Origin of the sequence: Achromobacter sp. GD03932, assembly GCF_029839485.1 — a bacterium.
Taxonomy (GTDB): domain Bacteria; phylum Pseudomonadota; class Gammaproteobacteria; order Burkholderiales; family Burkholderiaceae_B; genus Achromobacter; species Achromobacter bronchisepticus_A.
On record NZ_JAOCAT010000041.1, the window covers coordinates 25,253 to 42,897 of the forward strand.

The 17,645-nt window shown below is 66.4% G+C and carries 14 protein-coding genes; 6 read left to right on the plus strand and 8 right to left on the minus strand.

Annotated features, from left to right (window positions below; genetic code table 11):
• Window positions 1–188: 188 nt before the first annotated feature.
• Entirely contained in the window at window positions 189–1,022 is an 834-nt protein-coding gene (locus tag N5C88_RS28085; RefSeq protein ID WP_251882047.1) for an FCD domain-containing protein, read from the plus strand.
• A gap of 45 nt (window positions 1,023–1,067) precedes the next feature.
• Here the strand turns inward: N5C88_RS28085 and N5C88_RS28090 are convergent, their stop codons facing one another.
• From N5C88_RS28090 to N5C88_RS28100, 3 genes are read right to left on the minus strand one after another with little or no spacing between them, the layout of a single operon-like run.
• A complete protein-coding gene (locus tag N5C88_RS28090; protein ID WP_059372289.1) occupies window positions 1,068–2,054 on the minus strand; it encodes a tripartite tricarboxylate transporter substrate binding protein in 987 nt (328 codons plus the stop codon).
• Window positions 2,055–2,101: 47 nt separating this feature from the next.
• Window positions 2,102–3,604, minus strand: coding sequence for an AMP-binding protein (locus tag N5C88_RS28095; protein WP_280016659.1), 1,503 nt, complete (start codon window positions 3,602–3,604; stop codon window positions 2,102–2,104).
• A complete protein-coding gene (locus N5C88_RS28100) occupies window positions 3,601–4,488 on the minus strand; it encodes an SDR family oxidoreductase (RefSeq protein WP_054453670.1) in 888 nt (295 codons plus the stop codon). The genes N5C88_RS28095 and N5C88_RS28100 overlap by 4 nt, the downstream gene beginning before the upstream one ends.
• A 148-nt stretch (window positions 4,489–4,636) precedes the next feature.
• On the opposite strand from N5C88_RS28100, the gene N5C88_RS28105 reads away from it, so the two are divergent.
• Both N5C88_RS28105 and acnA read left to right on the plus strand, forming a co-directional pair.
• Window positions 4,637–5,566: a LysR family transcriptional regulator gene (locus tag N5C88_RS28105; protein ID WP_118932540.1), complete on the plus strand. Its 930-nt coding sequence runs from the start codon at window positions 4,637–4,639 to the stop codon at window positions 5,564–5,566.
• A gap of 268 nt (window positions 5,567–5,834) precedes the next feature.
• Window positions 5,835–8,540 carry an aconitate hydratase AcnA gene (gene acnA, locus N5C88_RS28110; protein WP_059372277.1) on the plus strand — a complete coding sequence of 902 codons (2,706 nt, stop codon included), beginning with the start codon at window positions 5,835–5,837 and terminating at the stop codon, window positions 8,538–8,540.
• A 74-nt stretch (window positions 8,541–8,614) separates the two neighbouring features.
• Here acnA and N5C88_RS28115 read toward each other — a convergent pair whose 3' ends face one another.
• Window positions 8,615–9,391 (minus strand): class III extradiol ring-cleavage dioxygenase, encoded by a 777-nt coding sequence (locus N5C88_RS28115; RefSeq protein WP_251882042.1) that lies wholly within the window; start codon window positions 9,389–9,391, stop codon window positions 8,615–8,617.
• Window positions 9,392–9,601: 210 nt separating this feature from the next.
• On the opposite strand from N5C88_RS28115, the gene N5C88_RS28120 reads away from it, so the two are divergent.
• The 3 genes from N5C88_RS28120 to efp all read left to right on the plus strand — a co-directional run bounded on the left by N5C88_RS28120 (window position 9,602) and on the right by efp (window position 12,619).
• Window positions 9,602–10,804 carry a DUF2863 family protein gene (locus tag N5C88_RS28120; protein ID WP_059372273.1) on the plus strand — a complete coding sequence of 401 codons (1,203 nt, stop codon included), beginning with the start codon at window positions 9,602–9,604 and terminating at the stop codon, window positions 10,802–10,804.
• A 6-nt stretch (window positions 10,805–10,810) separates the two neighbouring features.
• Complete coding sequence (earP, locus tag N5C88_RS28125; RefSeq protein WP_280016660.1) at window positions 10,811–11,923, plus strand: elongation factor P maturation arginine rhamnosyltransferase EarP; 1,113 nt, start codon at window positions 10,811–10,813, stop codon at window positions 11,921–11,923.
• Window positions 11,924–12,058: 135 nt separating this feature from the next.
• Window positions 12,059–12,619, plus strand: coding sequence for an elongation factor P (gene efp, locus N5C88_RS28130; protein WP_006225610.1), 561 nt, complete (start codon window positions 12,059–12,061; stop codon window positions 12,617–12,619).
• 69 nt (window positions 12,620–12,688) lie between these two features.
• Here efp and N5C88_RS28135 read toward each other — a convergent pair whose 3' ends face one another.
• The 4 genes from N5C88_RS28135 to N5C88_RS28150 form a co-directional block, all read right to left on the minus strand.
• Window positions 12,689–13,147, minus strand: coding sequence for a DUF1178 family protein (locus tag N5C88_RS28135; protein WP_059372268.1), 459 nt, complete (start codon window positions 13,145–13,147; stop codon window positions 12,689–12,691).
• Between the two features lie 138 nt (window positions 13,148–13,285).
• Entirely contained in the window at window positions 13,286–13,990 is a 705-nt protein-coding gene (locus N5C88_RS28140) for a DUF2968 domain-containing protein (protein ID WP_059372265.1), read from the minus strand.
• 117 nt (window positions 13,991–14,107) lie between these two features.
• Entirely contained in the window at window positions 14,108–15,505 is a 1,398-nt protein-coding gene (locus N5C88_RS28145; protein ID WP_280016661.1) for a sigma-54 dependent transcriptional regulator, read from the minus strand.
• A gap of 49 nt (window positions 15,506–15,554) precedes the next feature.
• Window positions 15,555–17,597, minus strand: a complete 2,043-nt coding sequence (locus N5C88_RS28150) for a pilus assembly protein TadG-related protein (RefSeq protein WP_280016662.1) — start codon at window positions 17,595–17,597, stop codon at window positions 15,555–15,557.
• Between the last annotated feature and the right edge of the window lie 48 nt (window positions 17,598–17,645).

Consider the following 17,645-nt stretch of genomic DNA (forward strand, 5'->3'; position numbering starts at 1 on the left):
TCGCAAGTCCTGGCCTCATGCCTATACTGCGACTACCATCCTATTTATCATGATAAATAGGATTATTATCATGATCAGTTTGGCGAGCCGGATCTGTCAATAGAAGGCGCATCAGGTATAACCCGGGGTCCGCGCAGAACCCGCCCGGGGCATGCCCCGCGCACACCACGCAGCAACGGAGGAACGCAATGGCGTTCAACAGTCACGACCTACAAGCCGCGGGCGCGTCGAGTCCGCCCAAGCGCAGCGACCTGGTCGCCGAAGAGATCAAGCGGTTGATCACGGCCAAGAACCTGTTGCCCGGCGACAAGCTGCCGCGCGAGAGCGAGCTGCAAAGCATGTTCTCGGTCAGCAAGAGCACCATGCGCGAAGCGCTCAAGTCGCTGGAGGTGCAGGGCTTGGTCAAGGTCAGCACCGGGCCGGGCGGCGGCGGCACCGTGGTCGAGGTGCCGCTGGACCGCACTTTCCAGCTGATGCAGAACTACCTGTTCTTCAAGGAAGTGCGGATCGAGGACATCTACCAGGTGCGCAAGCTGCTGGAGCCTGAGCTCGCCGCCAGCGCCGTGCCGTTCCTGACGGAGGCGCATTTCGCTGCGCTGGAGGAGAACATCGCCTGCTGCGACCCGTCGGCCGAGCACGTCGATGACCCGCTGGCCCAGCGTCAGGAAGAAATCAATTTCCACGACATCTTCGCGGCGGCCTGCCCCAATCCGTTCCTGCGCTTCAGCTGCGAGATGACCAATGAAATGATCCGGCAGCTGACCGTGTTCGACAACGAGATGCCGCTGTCCGAGCAGCAGCGTTTCGGCAGCGCCAACACGGGCTTTCACCGCAAGATCCTGGCCGCGGCGCGCGAGCGCGACGTCGAAAAGGTGCGCGACTTGATGAGCGAACACATGCAGGACGCGATGCGTTCGGTCAAGCGCATGCACGGCAAGCTCGAAGGCCGGCTGATCCTGGATTCAGAGATGTCCCGGCGCAATGTCACGCGCAAGGCGCGCCGCGGCGGCAAGAAGGCCTGACGGCGCCGGCGGCCAGGCGGCGTGGGCCGGCCGGCCGTTGCCGCCTCAGTCCAGCTTGATGTGATTGGCCTCGATCACCGCGCCCCAGCGCTGGCGGTCTTCCTGCACGTAGGCATCGATTTCTGCCTGGCTGCGGGGCGCCTGGATCACCAGACCCAGCGGCTCGAAGCGACCGCGAAACGCCGGATCCTTCAGCACCTTGTCCAGCGCCGCCTGCAAGCGCTGCGCCTCGGCCTGCGGCACGGCGCGCGGCACGGCCAGGCCGAACCATGTGGCGGCGCGGAATCCCGGAAAGCCGCTTTCCGCCACGGTCGGCACCTCCGGCAGCACGGCCAGGCGCTCGCCGGTCGTGACGGCCAGCGCCTTGATCTTGCGTTCCCGCACCAGCGGCAGCGAGGTGCTGATCACGTCCACCATGAGCTGCGTGTCATTGCCCATCAGCGAGGTCAGGGCCGGCGCGCTGCCGTTGTACGGAATATGCGCCACGTCCATGCCCGTGCGCGATTTCAGCAGTTCGGTCGCCAACTGCAGCGGATTGCCTATGCCCACGGAGGCGTAGTTCAGTTTGCCGGGCCGAGCCTTGGCATAGGCGACGAACTCGGCCAGCGTACCCGCTGGGACCTCGTTGTTCGCCACCACCACCAGCGGCAACTCGGCGGCGATGCCGAACACGCGGAAGTCGCGCGCGGCGTCATAGGCGATGCGCTGGTAGAGCATGGGATTGAGCACCATGCTGGCATTGCTGGCGAGGAAAACCGTGTATCCGTCCGGCGCCGACCTGGCCACCTGGGTCGCCGCGACCATGGTATTGGCGCCGGGCTTGTTCTCCACCACCACGGTTTGCCCGAGGTCGCGCGACATGCCTTCGGCCAGCACCCGCGACAACTGGTCCGCGGAGCCGCCCGGCGTGTAGGGCACGACCAATTTGATCGGTTTGTCCGGAAATGCCGCCAGCGCGGCGGCCGGAGCCGCGAGCGCGACGATCGCCGCGGTCGCGATGCGACGCAGCCTGAGGTTCAGCCTGATTGCCATGCCTGTCTCCCTTGTGGGTTTTGTTATGGCGGCGATACGCCGCCCTGCTATACCTGGCGCTGCCTGCCCGCCCAGAATTCGGCGCGCAGCCGGCGCTTGGCGATCTTGCCGTTGTCGTCGCGCGGCAACTCCGACCGCAGTTGCAATTCGCGCGGCACCTTGTAGCGTGCGATTCGCTCCCCCAGCCATTGCGTCAGCGTCTCGGGATCGGGCGAGGCGCCCGCCGCGGGCTGCACCAGCGCCATCAACCTCTCTCCGTACTCGTCGTCAGGCACGCCGAACACCGCGCAATCCGCCACGCCCGGATACTGCATCAGCTGATGCTCGACCTCGGCCGGATAGATGTTCACGCCGCCCGAGATCACCAGGTCCGATTCGCGGTCGCACACGTAGAGATAGCCGTCCGCGTCCAGATAGCCCAGGTCGCCCAGGCCGATGAGTCCGTCCTTCTCCACGTCGGCGCGGGCCTGCGGGTTGTTGCGATAGGTGAAGTCCGCGTAGGCCGGCTGGCGCACGTGGATACGGCCGACCTGGCCCGCCGCGCAGGGCGAGCCGTCTTCGGCATAGATCCTGACCTGCGCGCCGCCGATGGGCCGGCCGGCGCTGCCGGGGCGGGCGAGCGCTTCGTGCGAATCGATGACCGTGACCATGCCCGCCTCGCTCGACGCATAGGTTTCATGGATGACGGGACCCAGCCATTCGATCATGGCGCGCTTGATTTCCGGCGCGCAGGGCGCGCCGGTCGAGGCCACGAAGCGCAGCGACGACAGGTCATGCGCGGCGCGGGTGGCGGCGTCCAGCCTCAAGAGGCGCACGTACATGATGGGCACCAGATACACCGTATCGATGCGATGCGCCTCGATCAGGCGCAGGACTTCCACCGGATCGAACCTGTCCGTCAGCACGAAGGTCTCGCAGACCCGCAAGGCGACCTGCGCGAATACGCTGGGCGCGCTGTGGTAGATCGGCGCGGGCAGCAGCGCGCGCGATCCTGGACGCAGGCCGTAGGCCGCCTCCACCACCGCTTCGACCTGTTCCAGGTGGCGCGCCAGATGTTCCAGCGGGAACGGCGCGCGCACCACGCCTTTGGGCCGGCCGGTGGTGCCCGAGGTATAGGCCATGTGGCCGCGCGGCGCCACGCGCGGGCCGTCGTAGGGCTGCTGGCTGTCACGCCAGGCGTCGTAGTCCGCATGACCGCACTGCGACGCGCCGGGACCGGCCAGCAGCACCGGCAGACTGGCGGGCAACGCATCGCGCAGCGGCAACCACAGATCAGCATGGGCGATCAGCAGGCGGGCGCCGCTGTCTTCGATGAGGAATGCCGCTTCCGCCGCGGTGAAGTGCCAGTTGATCGGGCAGTAGTAGCAGCCCAGCCGCTTGCAGGCCTGGATGATCTCCAGATAAGGCAGGCCGTTGCGCAGCAGCACGGCGATCACATCGCCTTCGCGCACGCCCATTGCCGCCAGGCCGGCGGCGACCTGTACGCCGCGCGCGGCCAGCGCCGCGCCCGACAAGTGTTGGCCGCCCGCGTGGATCGTGCTGTCCGTCATGCGCCCCCCGTGCTGCGCTGCGCCTTGTCCTGCGCGGTGCGCGCTTCGATGGCCTGGCGCGCGGCGGCCCAGTCCGCGTCGCTCCATTCGGCGTATTGCTTGAAGTAGGCGCCGTTGGCCAGATAGTCGCCGCCGTCCAGCGCAATGGTCTGGCCGTTGATCCAGTCATAGCCCGGACTCAGCAGGAACGCCGCCAGCTCGCCGATGTCATGCCCCGTGCCCAGGCGCCGCATCGGATTCTGTTGCGTCTGCGCATCCGCGCCCGAATCCTTGGGCCGCAGCCGCGCGCTGGCCCCTTCGGTCGGAATCACGCCCGGCGCGATGGCGTTCAGCCGGATGCCGTGGCGGCCCCATTCGATGGCCAGCGACTTGGTCATGGCGTCTATGCCGGCCTTGGACATGGCCGAGGGCACCACGAAGGGCGAACCGGTCCAGACCCAGGTCACCACGATGGACAGCACGGCTCCGCCCGTGCCTTGGGCGATCCAGCGCTTGCCGACGGCCTGGGTCGTGTAGAAGGTGCCGCGGAACACCGTGTCGGCGATGGCGTTGAAGCCGCGCGGCGACAGTTTCTCGGTGGGACTGATGAAATTGCCCGCGGCGTTGTTGATGAGGCCGGTCAGCGGACCATGCCCGGTCCAGATGGCGTCGACCGCGGCGTCCACGGCCTCGGCATCCCGGATATCCACCGCCTGGACGTGGACCTCGGCGCCGTAACGTGCGCGCAGCCCGGCGGCGGCTTCTTCCAGCACCGCGGCGCGGCGTCCCCACAGGTGCAGCGCAGCGCCCAGCGACGCCAGGCGCTCGGCCATGGCATAGCCCAGGCCGGTGCCGCCCCCGGTGACGAGGATGCGCTCGCCGCGGAACAGATCGGCGCGGAACATGGTTTGCGGGACGGTCCCGCCGGGCTGGTTTTGGGGCATGGCCTGGTCTCCTTGGTGATGGAGGCCAGAATATCAACCGCCGCCACGCCGCGACAATCCCGCAGCTTGCGTAAACTATGTTTCCTCACAGTCAACAATAGGACCGCGCATGCCCGCCCTGCCCGCGCTGGACCTCAACCTGATACAGCTGTTCGTGACCATCGTCGATGCCGGCACGCTGAGCGAGGCGGCGGTGCGCCACGGCGTGACCCGGTCGCATGTAAGCCGCAACCTGCAGAAACTGGAACGCGCCTTCGGCGCCCAGCTCATCCGCCGCAGCACCCGGCGGCTGGAGCTGACGCAGCAAGGCTCGGTGCTGTACGAGCACGGTGCGCGCATGGCGCGCGAGGTCGAATCCGCCCGCCATGCGCTGCAAAAGCTCGGCACCGAGCCTGCGGGCCACGTCCGGCTGAGCATTCCCACCGGCCTGGGAGAACTGGACCAATTGCGCCCGCTGCTGGTGAGCTTCGCCCTGCGCCATCCTGCGCTGACGCTGCGCGTGCTGTTCTCGAACCGGGTGAGCGACCTGATTTCGTCGGAAATCGACGTGGCGCTGCGGGTGATGACGACGCCGCCGCAGGATTACGTGGCACGCGCGCTGGGCGACGTGAAATGGGTGCTGTGCGCGGCGCCTTCCTATCTGCAGCAGTTTGGCCCGCCCGCCCATCCGCGCGACCTCGGCCGCCTGCACTTCCTGGGTCCGCCCGACCCCAGGCCCCAGGTCACGCTGCGGCTGCGCCGCAAGGACCAGCTGCATGAGGCCAAGCTCGCGCCGCGGCTGCAATCGGAGTATTTCCCGTTCCTGGCGCAAGCCGCCCGCGCCGGCGCGGGCGTGGCGCTGCTGCCGGCCTACGTGGTGCACGAGGATCTTGCCGCGGGACGACTGACGCCGGTGCTGCCGGCCTACCAGGCCATGGGGCCAGGCGACAAGCTGTTCATCCTGACCACGCCCAACCCCTACCCCTCGACCGCACAGCGCGCGGTGGTCGATTTCCTGCGTACCGAACTGACCGTGCTGCTGCGCGATTTTCTTGCGTAGACCCGCGTCGCCTCGCTGGGCCGCAACATGCGCGTAGGACTTTCTTGATAAAAGAGGCTTGCGACCCGCGCACGCCTCGGCCAGAGTATCGGTTTGGGCCAACGACCGCCCGCCCCTGATTGCAGTAGGGGAACTTTGGCGGTTCGCTCAAGTCTTATATAAGATATAAGACATACGGCCGCGCAGGCATCAGTCTCACATAGAATGACAAATGCGCAAAAACGCCAGAAAATGCCGGCTTCAACCGGGCAAAACCACGGAGTCCATCATGCCGCACAACACCCTAGACACCCTCAAGAATTTCAAGATCGGCAATAAATCCTGTCAGTACTATTCGCTGCCGGCGCTGGGCAAGTCCCTCGGCATCGACGTGCAGCGGCTCCCGGTTTCGATCCGCATCGTGCTGGAATCCGTGCTGCGCAACTGCGACGGCAAGAAGGTCACCGAAGAGCACGTCAAGCAGTTGGCCAACTGGCAGGCCAATGCCCGCCGCGAAGACGAAATTCCGTTCGTGGTGGCCCGCGTGGTGCTGCAGGACTTCACCGGCGTGCCGCTGCTGGCCGACATCGCGGCCATGCGTTCCGTGGCCGACAAGATGGGCAAGAGCCCCAAGAGCATCGAGCCGCTGGTGCCGGTGGACCTGGTGGTGGACCACTCGGTCATGATCGACTACTTCGGCACCAAGAATGCGCTGGACCTGAACATGAAGCTGGAATTCAAGCGCAATCAAGAGCGCTACCAGTTCATGAAGTGGGGCATGCAGGCGTTCGACACCTTTGGCGTCGTGCCTCCGGGCTTCGGCATCGTCCACCAGGTCAACCTGGAATACCTGGCGCGCGGCGTGCACCTGGACAAGAAGAACAACGTCTACTACCCGGATTCCCTGGTGGGCACCGACAGCCACACCACCATGATCAACGGCATCGGCGTGGTGGGCTGGGGCGTGGGCGGCATCGAAGCCGAGGCCGGCATGCTGGGCCAGCCCGTGTACTTCCTGACCCCCGACGTGGTCGGCGTGGAACTCAAGGGCAAGCTGCGCGGCGGCGTCACGGCCACCGACCTGGTGCTGACCATCACTGAAATGCTGCGCCGCGAGAAGGTGGTGGGCAAGTTCGTCGAATTCTGCGGCGAAGGCACCGCCAGCCTGTCCGTGGCCGAACGCGCCACCATCGGCAACATGGCGCCGGAGTACGGCGCCACCATGGGCTTCTTCCCGGTCGACGAGCGCACCATCGACTACTTCCGCGGCACCGGCCGCACGGAAGACGAAATCGCCGCCTTCGAGGCCTACTTCAAGGCCCAGAAGATGTTCGGCGTGCCCAAGGCGAAGGACATCAATTTCACCAAGCTGCTGACGCTGGACCTGTCCACCGTCGCGCCGTCGCTGGCAGGTCCGAAGCGCCCGCAAGACCGCATCGAGATCGGCAACGTCAAGAACACCTTCATCGACCTGTACTCCAAGCCGGTCGCTGAAAACGGCTTCAATCAGCCGGCCGAAAAGCTGGAGCAGACCTTCACCACCAGCGCCGGCACCAAGGTCAAGAACGGCGACGTCCTGATTGCCGCCATCACGTCCTGCACCAACACCTCCAACCCCAGCGTGCTGCTGGCGGCCGGCCTGCTGGCCAAGAAGGCGGTGGAAGCCGGCATGACCGTGCCCAAGCACATCAAGACTTCGCTAGCCCCGGGATCGCGCGTGGTCACCGAATACCTGACCAAGACGGGCCTCTTGCCCTACCTGGAAAAGCTGGGCTTCGACGTGGCCGCCTACGGCTGCACGACCTGCATCGGCAACGCCGGCGACCTGACCCCGGACCTGAACGAGGCCATCACCGGCAACGACCTGATCTGCTCGGCCGTGCTCTCGGGCAACCGCAACTTCGAGGCCCGCATCCACCCGAACATCAAGGCCAACTTCCTGGCCTCGCCCCCGCTGGTCGTGGCCTACGCCCTGGCCGGCACGGTCACGCGCGACCTGATGACCGAGCCCGTGGGCCGCGGCAAGAACGGCGACGTGTGGCTGGGCGACATTTGGCCGACCACCGAGGAAATCGAATCGCTGCTGAAGTACGCCCTGGATCCCAAGGCGTTCGAGGCCAACTACGGCCAGGTCAAGAGCAACCCGGGCAAGCTCTGGGAGAACATCAAGGGCGTTACCGGCGACACCTACAACTGGCCTGATTCCACCTACATCGCCGAACCGCCCTTCTTTGACGGCTTCGGCATGACGCCGGGCGCGATGCCGACGGTCAAGAACGCCCGTGCGCTGGGCGTGTTCGGCGACTCGGTCACGACCGACCACATCTCGCCGGCCGGCTCCATCAAGGAAACCTCGCCCGCGGGCAAGTGGCTGAAGGAAAACGGCGTCATGAAGGCCGACTTCAACAGCTATGGCTCGCGCCGCGGCAACCACGAGATCATGATGCGCGGCACCTTCGCCAACGTGCGCATCAAGAACCTCATGATTCCGGCGCTGCCGGACGGCAGCCGCTTCGAGGGCGGCGACACCCTGTTCCAGCCCACCGGCGAACAGATGTCCATCTATGACGCGGCCATGAAGTACGTCGGCGCGGGCACCCCCACCGTGGTGTTCGGCGGCGAAGAGTACGGCACCGGCTCGTCACGCGACTGGGCGGCCAAGGGCACCCAGCTTCTGGGCGTGAAGGCCGTGATCACCCGCAGCTTCGAACGCATCCACCGCAGCAACCTGGTCGGCATGGGCGTGCTGCCCCTGCAGTTCAAGGGCTCGGACAGCGTGCAGTCGCTGGGCATCACCGGCGAGGAAACCTACGACATTTCCGGCCTGGAAAACGGCATCAAGCCGATGCAGGACGTGACGCTGACGATCACCCGCAAGGACGGTTCGAAGCAGGACGTGACGGTGCTGCTGCGCATCGACACCCCGATCGAGGTGGACTACTACCAGCACGGCGGCATCCTGCCTTTCGTGCTGCGCCAGCTGCTGGCTGCCTGATCGCCTGACCGGCAAGGCAATGGCCCGGGAACCGCGAGGTTCCCGGGCCATTTTCATTGCGGCCGCGCTTCGAATCAGTCCGCGAACTCGTAGGCGTCCATTGCCAGCGCGCCGTACGAGATTTCATCGGTCAGGCGCTGAAAACCGGTTCCGCCCGCTCCCAGCGCCACGTACAGGGGCATCAGGTGGTCGTCGTGCGGATGAGCCTGCGACGCGCCTGGCGCCTGAGCCTGCCAATCCAGCAGCGCCGGCAAGTCATGGCCGCCCAGCTTGTCCGCGTACCACTGCTGGAAGGCCGGCACGTAGGGCAGCGCGGGCGCGTCCTGCGGCATGCGCACGTGGCGCAGGTTGTGCGTCAGCGAACCCGAGCCGATGACCAGGATGTCCTCGTCCCGCAGCCGGGCCAGCGCGCGGCCCAGCTCCAGCTGGCCAGCCGCATCCCGCCCCATGTCCAGCGACAGCTGCACCACTGGCACGTCCGCTTCCGGATAGAGGTAGCGCAGCGGCACCCAGGCGCCATGGTCCAGCGGGCGACGCGGATCCAGGTCGGCCGCGATGCCCGATTCGGCCAGCAGGGTTTGCACCCGCGCCGCCAGTTCCGGCGAGCCGGGGGCCGCGTACTGCAATTGATAGAGTTCCGGCGGAAAACCGCCGAAATCGTGCCAGGCCACCTGGCGGTCGCGGGTGGACAGCGCCAGACCCTCGCCCATCCAGTGCGGCGACACGACCAGGATGCCCTTGGGCTTGCGGCCCTGCGCGGCGCTCCAGGCGGCAAGCGCCGGGCCGGTCTGTCCAGGCTCGACGGCGAGCATGGGGGATCCATGGGATACGAAAAGCGTAGGCCAACGCATGGCGGCGCCTCCTGATATTGAGTAGATGAGGGTATTTTCCGCCGTTTCTTCCCAGCAATAAACCACCTTGATTGGCATTATCTGTTGCTGCTTTAGCATCAATAAATTTGTACCGCCATGGCTGGCGCGCCTCACGGGGGGCTGCGCGCCGCCGTCCGCGCCGGGCGTTAAACTACACAGTTGCACACTTACTGGACGCTCCCCGAAGTTATGGCCCGATCCCGCAGCCAATCCGCTCCCCGCCTCACCCGTGACGCCGCCAAACTGGTCGCGCTTGCCCAGGCGCTCAACCGCTCGGGCAGCCGCCTCGAAGACGTGTTCTGGGAGAACCAGCTTGGCGTAGCGATTCCGAAGCTGCTCAAGGCGGGGCAGGACGCCCCCCTGGAAGCGGCCCTGGACCACCTCGCCCAGAACGACGTGGGCGCATACGAGATCCTGATCGAACAGGCCGAAACCCTGTCCGAATCGATGAAGATCGAGAAAAATGGCGTCCACTACGACATTTTGCTGGTCGTGGCCCCCATCGTCGCCTGGACCCGCTACGCCATTCCGACCGGCCCGATCGCCGCCGGCGCGCAACAGGCCCTGCTGGCGCAGTTGCATGGGCATGTCCTGTCCAGCAAGGCCCGCAGCTCGCTGATGCCGGTGTTGGTCAGCGTGGACCAGATGCCCCGCACCTTCTCCGAAACCTGGCAATGGCTGCAGCGCCTGGGCACCCAGGCGTTGGGCGCCGAAACCGCCAAGCCCGCCTTGAACACCGAGACCGAGACGGCCAACATGCTGGCCGATACGCGCTATATCGTGGCGGCCGTCGCGGTACCCGAAGGCGAGCCGATCTTCCGCTGGCAGGAACAGCTGGGCGAAGCCGACGCCAGCCGCGACGCCTGCCAGGAACAATGGGCGGCGCAGGCCCAACCGACCCTGGCCAACCTGCTGCCGGGCTGCGGTTTCGAAGCCCTGCTGCCCGACGCCTACTATGTCAGCAACCGCGAAGCCGACCGGCGGGTGCGCCCCTTGTCCCTGCGCGCGGCGGTCAGCTGGCTCGAAGGCGCGGTCAGCCTGGAGGCCTCCCAGTTGCGGGCGGTGGTGGCCGGCTGCGGCGAAAGCCGCATCGACGAGTACCGCATCGGCTTCACCGCGCGCAGCAGCAACGACGTGTACTACGGCTGCGTCTGGCCGCTGTACGGGCGCGAGGAAGACCTGCCGTCCGACGAAGGCCAGCCCGACGTGGTGGACGAGATCGCCGCCCTGCTCAAGGAATACGGCGTCACCGAAGTGCGCCGCATCCCTGGCGTGCTGCCTCCCGAGTACTGTGAAGACTGCGGCGCGCCCTACTTCCCGAATCCGCTGGGCGAATTGGTGCATGCCGAACTGCCCGAGGACGCGGAGGCCTCGCCGGCCAAGTTCCACTAGGCCGCCATGCAAGCGGACATCTTCTGCCGGGTCGTCGACAACTATGGCGACATTGGCGTTTGCTGGCGCCTGGCGCGCCGGCTGGCGCACGGCCGCGGCTGGGATGTGCGCCTGTGGGTCGACGACCTGGCCAGCTTCGCCCGCATCCAGCCCGGGATTGCCACGGACAGCCCGCTCCAGCAACTGGCGGGCGTCGACATCGTGCGTTGGTCCGAATCGCCGGATCCGGCGCTGGCCGCGCGGGACGTGGTGATCGAGGCATTCGCTTGCGACCCACCCGAGGCATTCCTGGAAAGCATGCGGCGCGTGCATCCGGCTTGGATCAACCTGGAATACCTGAGCGCCGAATCCTGGGTGGAAAGCTGCCATGGCCTGCCCTCGCAGCGGCCGGACGGACTGATCAAGCACTTTTTCTTTCCCGGCTTCACCCAGGCCACCGGCGGGCTGCTGCGCGAGCCGGGCCTGTCGGCCGAGCGCGACGCCCTGCAGGCATCGCCGCAAGACCAGGAAACCTTCCTGCGGACGCTGGGCGTGCCGCAGGATCTGCTGTTGCGCCGCCGCGACGGTGCGCGCACCGTGTCCCTGTTTTGCTATCCGACTGCGCCGATCACGGCGCTGGCCGGGGCCCTGGCGGCCGACCCGCGCCCCAGTCTGCTGCTTGCCCCCGAAGGCGTAGCCCCCGGACTGGAAGCCGCCTGCGCGGCGCCGGGCGCGCCGTCGGTGGCCCGCCTGCCCTTCGTGGCGCAGCCCGATTTCGACCGGCTGCTGTGGTGCTGCGACCTGAATTTCGTGCGGGGCGAGGACTCCTTCGTCCGCGCCGCCTGGGCCGCGCGCCCGCTGGTCTGGCAGATCTATCCCCAGGACGAAAACGTGCACCTGGAGAAACTGGAAGCCTGGCTGGCACGCTATCCGGCCCCCGAAACCGCCCAGGCGCTGATCCGGGCCTGGAACCACCCGGAAACGGGCGCAACCGCAGCGGCGCTGTCCGCCGCCCTGGCGCCGGCCGCCTGGGCGGACTGGGCCGCCGCCGCGCGGGCCTGGGACGCCAGCCAGGCCGCGCTGCCGGATCTTGCCGAAAATCTGGCTGATTTTTGCGCAGACTTGGCCAAGAAACGTTAGAATAGAGAGTTTTCCGAGCGCCCTGTATTTGTCGGGCCTCAACTATGACGCCTCCCGGGGTGTGCATGAAGCCGCTGTCTGCGGCGGCTTTTTGCAAGCACGGCGAGTGCACCCATCACCCCCGGAGTTTTATCGATGAAAACCGCTCAGGAATTGCGAGTCGGCAACGTGGTCATGGTCGGCAAGGATCCCCTCGTGGTCCAGAAGGCCGAATACAACAAGTCCGGCCGTAACGCCGCTGTTGTGAAGCTGAAGTTCAAGAACCTGTTGACCGCCTCGGCCAGCGAATCGGTCTACAAGGCCGACGAAAAGTTCGAAGTCGTCCAGCTCGACCGCAAGGAGTGCACCTACTCCTACTTCGGCGACCCGATGTACGTCTTCATGGACGAAGAGTACAACCAGTACGAAATCGAAGCCGAAAGCATGGGCGACGCCCTGAACTACCTGGAAGAAGCGATGCCCGTGGAAGTGGTCTTCTACGACGGCCGCGCCATTTCGGTTGAACTGCCCACGACCCTCGTGCGCGAAATCACCTACACCGAACCCGCCGTGCGTGGCGATACCTCGGGCAAGGTGACCAAGCCCGCCAAGATCAACACCGGCTACGAACTGAACGTGCCGCTGTTCTGCGCCATCGGCGACAAGATCGAAATCGACACCCGCACGAACGAATACCGCAGCCGCGTCAACAACTGATCCGGCAAGCAGGCAAGAAAAAGCCAGACCTTCGGGTCTGGCTTTTTTTATTGCCGCGGCGCGCTGGCGTTACTGCAGCCGCTCGTCGTCCAGGAAATCCGGCACCGCCATGACGTCGATGCCATCCTCGGCCAGCGATTCGCGTTCTTCCGGCGTGGCCGTGCCGCGGATCGGGCGGTCGTCGGCATCGCCTTCGTGGATGCGGCGCGCCTCTTCGGCGAAGCGCGGTCCGACGTTTTCGGTGTTGCGCAGCAAGGCGCGCACCTGGCGCATGACGACCGCCTGCAATGCGGCCATTTTTTCCGCATCGGAGGCATTGGCCGGCAGCTGGGGCTGGGCGGCGGGCGCGTGCAAATGGGCGACGTTCAGGCGCGGCGCGGACAGCCGCTTGGTGATGCTGGCCGAACCGCAAACCGGGCACGTGACGAGGCCACGCGCCTGTTGCGCGTCATAGTCTTCGTGCGAACCGAACCAGCCCTCGAAAATGTGGCTGTGTTCGCACTGGAGGTCGAAAACTTTAAGTGCCATGGCGTCTATATGGGGTGCAACTCCCAGAATACAAGAAAGCGCCGGCGACAGGCGCTTAGCCCCTGCGAGCGCAACACCTATTCCCGGCTGGCCAACACAAAGCGGGCCCGCAGGCCCGCTTCTGCGCATGCCCGAAGGTTACTTGCCGCGGTTCTGGGCCGCCGGGTTCCCTACTTGCGCCTGCTGCGCCTGCAAGGCGTCGATCTGGCGTTGCAGGTCGCGCAGCTGCTGGCGCACGTCCTTCTGCTGGTCGGCCAGCGCCGTGGCTTCCTGGCGCGACTGCTCCTGGCGCACAGCGACCTGCTCTTCCTGCTGCAGGCGCACCGCGCGATCGGCCTGCAGGGTGCTCAGTTCGGCGCTGCGGCTGGCCAGCAGCTTCTCGGCGTGCGCGTACTCGGCCTGCATCTTGATGCGCTTGATGTCCACCTCGGCCAGTTCGGCGGATTGGGCGACGAAGGCACGGTAGGTGGCTTCGGCCTGCTTGTCCGACTTGGTCTTCACCACGCGCCAGAAGTCCTTTTGCTGGAACAAGGCGACGTAATAGGTCAGGTCGTCCGGCTTGAACAGCAGGCTGGCGCCGTAGGTGCCGTTGTAGGCCGTGCGCAGCTCCGACACCTGGCGGCTTTGGATCAGGCTTTGCAGCTCCGACAGCGTGGATGCGGGACGCGCGGCTGGCGGCGGCGCGGGGGGAGTCACGGGCGTGGAAGCCGCCTGCGTGTCCTCGACCTGTTTAACCGTGGCCCGGGGCGCTTCGGATTGTGCGCTGGCGCAAGCGGCCAGGCCGGACAGGGCCGTGCCCAGCAGCGCCATGCGGACGGCGCCACGGATAATCTGGACGTTCATGCCTTCCCCAAAAAAATCGTTGCGGAACTATAGCAATTTATTTCGGCCAGGACAGATACGCTTACATGCGCCGGCCGCGCGACTGTCGCCCCCTACGGGGCATTCCCTATTGCGTGTTCACATCGCCGTCTCGGCAATGCCATCGGCAGGCTCGCCCTGACCTGCTCCCAGCTGCAGCTTGCGCATTTTTTCCCACAACACCTTGCGGCTGATGCCCAGCGTGTGGGCGGTATCCTGGCGGCGCCAGCCATTGGCGTCCAGCGCCGCCAGCACGCGTTCGCGTTCGGCGCGCTCGGCGTCGGTGAAAGCGGCGGGCTCGACCCGAGCGGCGGCCGAAGCGGCGGCCGAGCGCAGCGGCTCGGCCAATTGGTCGAAGATGCGTTCGATGCGCGCCTGGTCCCAGACCTGGCGCTGGCGCCGCACAATCGCGACGCGCTCAGCCACGTTGGACAGTTCACGCACATTGCCCTCGTAGCGCGTGCGCGAAACACGTTCCAGCAGCCATTGCGGCGCTTCGTCCTCCACGCCCTGGCGTTGCAGCAAGGCGCGGAAGATCGCCGCCTTTTCCTGCGGGCCGCGCTGTTCCAGGTTGGGAATGCGCAGTTCGATCACCGCCAGCCGGTAGTACAGGTCCGCGCGGAACTCGTCTTGCCCCACCAGCACGCGCAAATCCTTGTTGGTCGCGGCGACCAGGCGGAAGTCCACCGGCACTTCCACGGTCGAGCCCAGCCGCGTCACCGTGTTCTGCTCCAGGACCCGCAAGAGCTTGACCTGCTGGTACAGCGGCAGGTCGCCGATTTCGTCCAGGAACAGCGTGCCGCCGTTGGCCTGCTCGAAATACCCCTTGTGCGCGCCGATCGCGCCGGTGAACGCGCCCTTGGCATGGCCGAAGAAATGCGCCTCGAACAGGCCCTCGGGGATGGCGCCGCAGTTGACCGCCACAAAGGGGCCGTCGAACCAGGCGGCCTGCTCATGCAACAGGCGCGCGATGCGTTCCTTGCCCACGCCGGTTTCACCATGGATCAGCACGTTGCTGCGGCAGTCGGCGTACATGTCGGCTTCCGCCAGCAGGTCCTGCATGGTCGCGGAAACGGCGATCAGCGGCTGCTCGCGCCGGGGCGCGGCGCGGTTGAGCTGGTCCAGCGTGCCCAGCAGCTCATACAGCAGCTTGCGCAGGTCCGCGGTGGTGAAGGTCAGCGGCAACGTGTAGGAGTATTCCGGCGGGTAGTAGCGCGGATCGCGTCCGCGCGCCTCTGCGGCCACCCAGATGACCGGCAGACCTTGCGCCGCCAGCCAGTCGTAGCCGCTGAAGCGCTTGTCGCCCATCACCGACACCGACACCAGGGCCACGGCCGGCCGCGCCAGGTCACGCGGCGGCGGAAACGCGGTGCCGGCGTCCGCGCGCAGCAGCGACACGTCCATGCCCGCCAGGCAACGTTCGGCCCGGCTGGCAATGTCGGAGGTGCCTTCCCAGACGTACACGTCGAATTCTTCGCGCGCGAAATTCTGGCTCATCGCTTGGACCATGCGGGAATGGAAGAGATAGGGGTCACGGGCTTCATCGTCAATACACCAGGCGGGGTTTGCCGCAATCCACGGAAATCAGCGATACGTCGGTCTGCCCCACGCTCAGGCCGAGCGCATTGAGCAGCTGCTGCAGCACCACGGACAACGAACTCAGCAAGGGATCCAGCAGCACCATGACGACCGACAGCACGCCGCCTACCTGCCCGCTGCCGTTCAAGGCCAGCGTGCCGACCGCGTTGACACGGCACTGCCGGATCGCGTCGGGCACCAGCGCCAGGGCGCAGGTCACATCGCTGAGCGGGGCAAACAAGAGCGAATTCAGGATGCCGCCGACCAGTTGCAGCGTACCGCCCAATACCCCCGTCAAGCCGCCCGTGGTCAGGCGCGTGCCGAGCTGGTCCATCGCCGTCTTGGACCACTGCATGTCATTGACGACCTTGGAGATGGTCTTGCCAGCGTTGTTCTTGTCTCCGCCCACCAACTGCGTCGCCAGATCGGTGCGCTGCTTTTCTGTCAGCGGCGTGCCGTTGTTGAACAAGTCCCCCAGGATGCCTCCGATCAGCGCGTCCGTCAGGTTGGCGGCCAGTTTGGAGAGGTCCAGGTTGGTGGCATTGACGGTGGCGGTGGCGTTGGGCGATGGCGGCGCGGTCAGCGTCACCGACACGGGCGCGGAGGAACTGAACACCGGCAACGTGACCCGGGCGCTGAGCGGCAGTATGCCCAGCACGTTCAGTACCTGATAGCGGTCGACGGAGCCGAATGCGCTGGGCTCGCAGCGGTTCGTGAGCGATTGGAAGTTTTTGGATTTGATGTCGGTATTGGACTCCATGCCCGGAAAGCGTCCCAGGCAGACGCTGGCCGCGGCCGACGTCACGTCGATCACCGCCTGGTTTTCGGCCAAGGGGGCCTCGCACAGTTTGCGCAGCGTACCCGTGGATTGCGCCACGTCGATGATGATGGGCAGATCGACCTTGGTGTTCAGGGTGTTGGCCAGCAAGGGCCCGACCAGCGGGATGTTGCTGGTGTTGATGCGCAGATACACGCGGATGCCGGCGCTGACGGCCTGCACGCCCACGCCGCCGACAGCCACTGCAGGCGGCTCGACGATGCGCACCCCCGCATCCAGGCCCAGCAGCGGCACGCTCAGCCCCAGATTGATCAGATTGCTGCCATTGGCGATGACCAGCCCGGTCTCCAGGATGTTGAGCGCATTGACCTGGGCCTGCAAGGCGGCGCTGGGGTCGCCGCCCACCACATCCAGATTCAGCACGCCGCCGTCTCCAAACAGCTTCACAGGCAGGTTCAGCGGCATCAGGTCCAACACCGTGTTGATGGCTCCGCTCAGCAGCCCGACATCGGCATTGGCGGTTTTCTGCTTGTCGATGAGGCTCAGCGTGGCGCGCAGGAGCTGTCCCAGGGTCAGGTTGTTCAGCGCAGTCAATTGCTCGGGCGTGCCCACGCCCGCCGCCACCGACAGCGGCAGGCCCAGCGCCTCCAGCAGGCCGGCCGGCGTAATCCCGACATTGGCCAGGCCGGCGGCGTCCAGCACGTCCAGCTGCGTGGGCGAGGCCCCCGCCGTGGCCAGTAGCTGCGACAGCAGGCCGCCGCGTTCCAGGCGCAATAGCCGCGATCCCACCGAGAAGGCTGCCACAGGCTGCGTGTTGGTCGCCACCGCCGCGACCGACGCCGTGACGCCGCCCACGCCGGGGATGAGATTGGCCAGCTGCTTGCGCGCCGCCACCCGCACGGCGTTATAGGCCTGCCCGCCGGCCGCATCGAAGACGTGCATGCCGGAGGGGTCGGAACGCGTCGGATCCCATACCTTGCATTCCACCGTGAAATCGGCGGCCGTGAACGCGTCCAGGATGTTCGGCACATTGGCCAGCGCGGAAGCCCGGCCGGCGGCGGCGGCCCGGGTGCAATCCGCACTGGAGCCCAGGCTCAGCACCTGGACTGCCGACAGCGCCGCCAGGTCCGCCGCCTTCTGCATTTCGCGCTTCATGTAGAAGCCGTAGCCGAGCTGCAGCACGCCGAGCAGCACCACCCCCACCATCACCGCGAAGACGACGGCGACGGTCATGCTGCCGCGTTGCCGCGACGGCGGGGAAGGATGTGGACGGCCGGCTGA

Coding starts and splice junctions, on each gene's coding strand:
- N5C88_RS28085 (WP_251882047.1), top strand. CDS start 189: ATGGCGTTCAACAGTCACGACCTACAAGCCGCGGGCGCGTCGAGTCCG.
- N5C88_RS28090 (WP_059372289.1), bottom strand. CDS start 2,054: ATGGCAATCAGGCTGAACCTCAGGCTGCGTCGCATCGCGACCGCGGCG.
- N5C88_RS28095 (WP_280016659.1), bottom strand. CDS start 3,604: ATGACGGACAGCACGATCCACGCGGGCGGCCAACACTTGTCGGGCGCG.
- N5C88_RS28100 (WP_054453670.1), bottom strand. CDS start 4,488: ATGTTCCGCGCCGATCTGTTCCGCGGCGAGCGCATCCTCGTCACCGGG.
- N5C88_RS28105 (WP_118932540.1), top strand. CDS start 4,637: ATGCCCGCCCTGCCCGCGCTGGACCTCAACCTGATACAGCTGTTCGTG.
- acnA (WP_059372277.1), top strand. CDS start 5,835: ATGCCGCACAACACCCTAGACACCCTCAAGAATTTCAAGATCGGCAAT.
- N5C88_RS28115 (WP_251882042.1), bottom strand. CDS start 9,391: ATGCGTTGGCCTACGCTTTTCGTATCCCATGGATCCCCCATGCTCGCC.
- N5C88_RS28120 (WP_059372273.1), top strand. CDS start 9,602: ATGGCCCGATCCCGCAGCCAATCCGCTCCCCGCCTCACCCGTGACGCC.
- earP (WP_280016660.1), top strand. CDS start 10,811: ATGCAAGCGGACATCTTCTGCCGGGTCGTCGACAACTATGGCGACATT.
- efp (WP_006225610.1), top strand. CDS start 12,059: ATGAAAACCGCTCAGGAATTGCGAGTCGGCAACGTGGTCATGGTCGGC.
- N5C88_RS28135 (WP_059372268.1), bottom strand. CDS start 13,147: ATGGCACTTAAAGTTTTCGACCTCCAGTGCGAACACAGCCACATTTTC.
- N5C88_RS28140 (WP_059372265.1), bottom strand. CDS start 13,990: ATGAACGTCCAGATTATCCGTGGCGCCGTCCGCATGGCGCTGCTGGGC.
- N5C88_RS28145 (WP_280016661.1), bottom strand. CDS start 15,505: ATGAGCCAGAATTTCGCGCGCGAAGAATTCGACGTGTACGTCTGGGAA.
- N5C88_RS28150 (WP_280016662.1), bottom strand. CDS start 17,597: ATGACCGTCGCCGTCGTCTTCGCGGTGATGGTGGGGGTGGTGCTGCTC.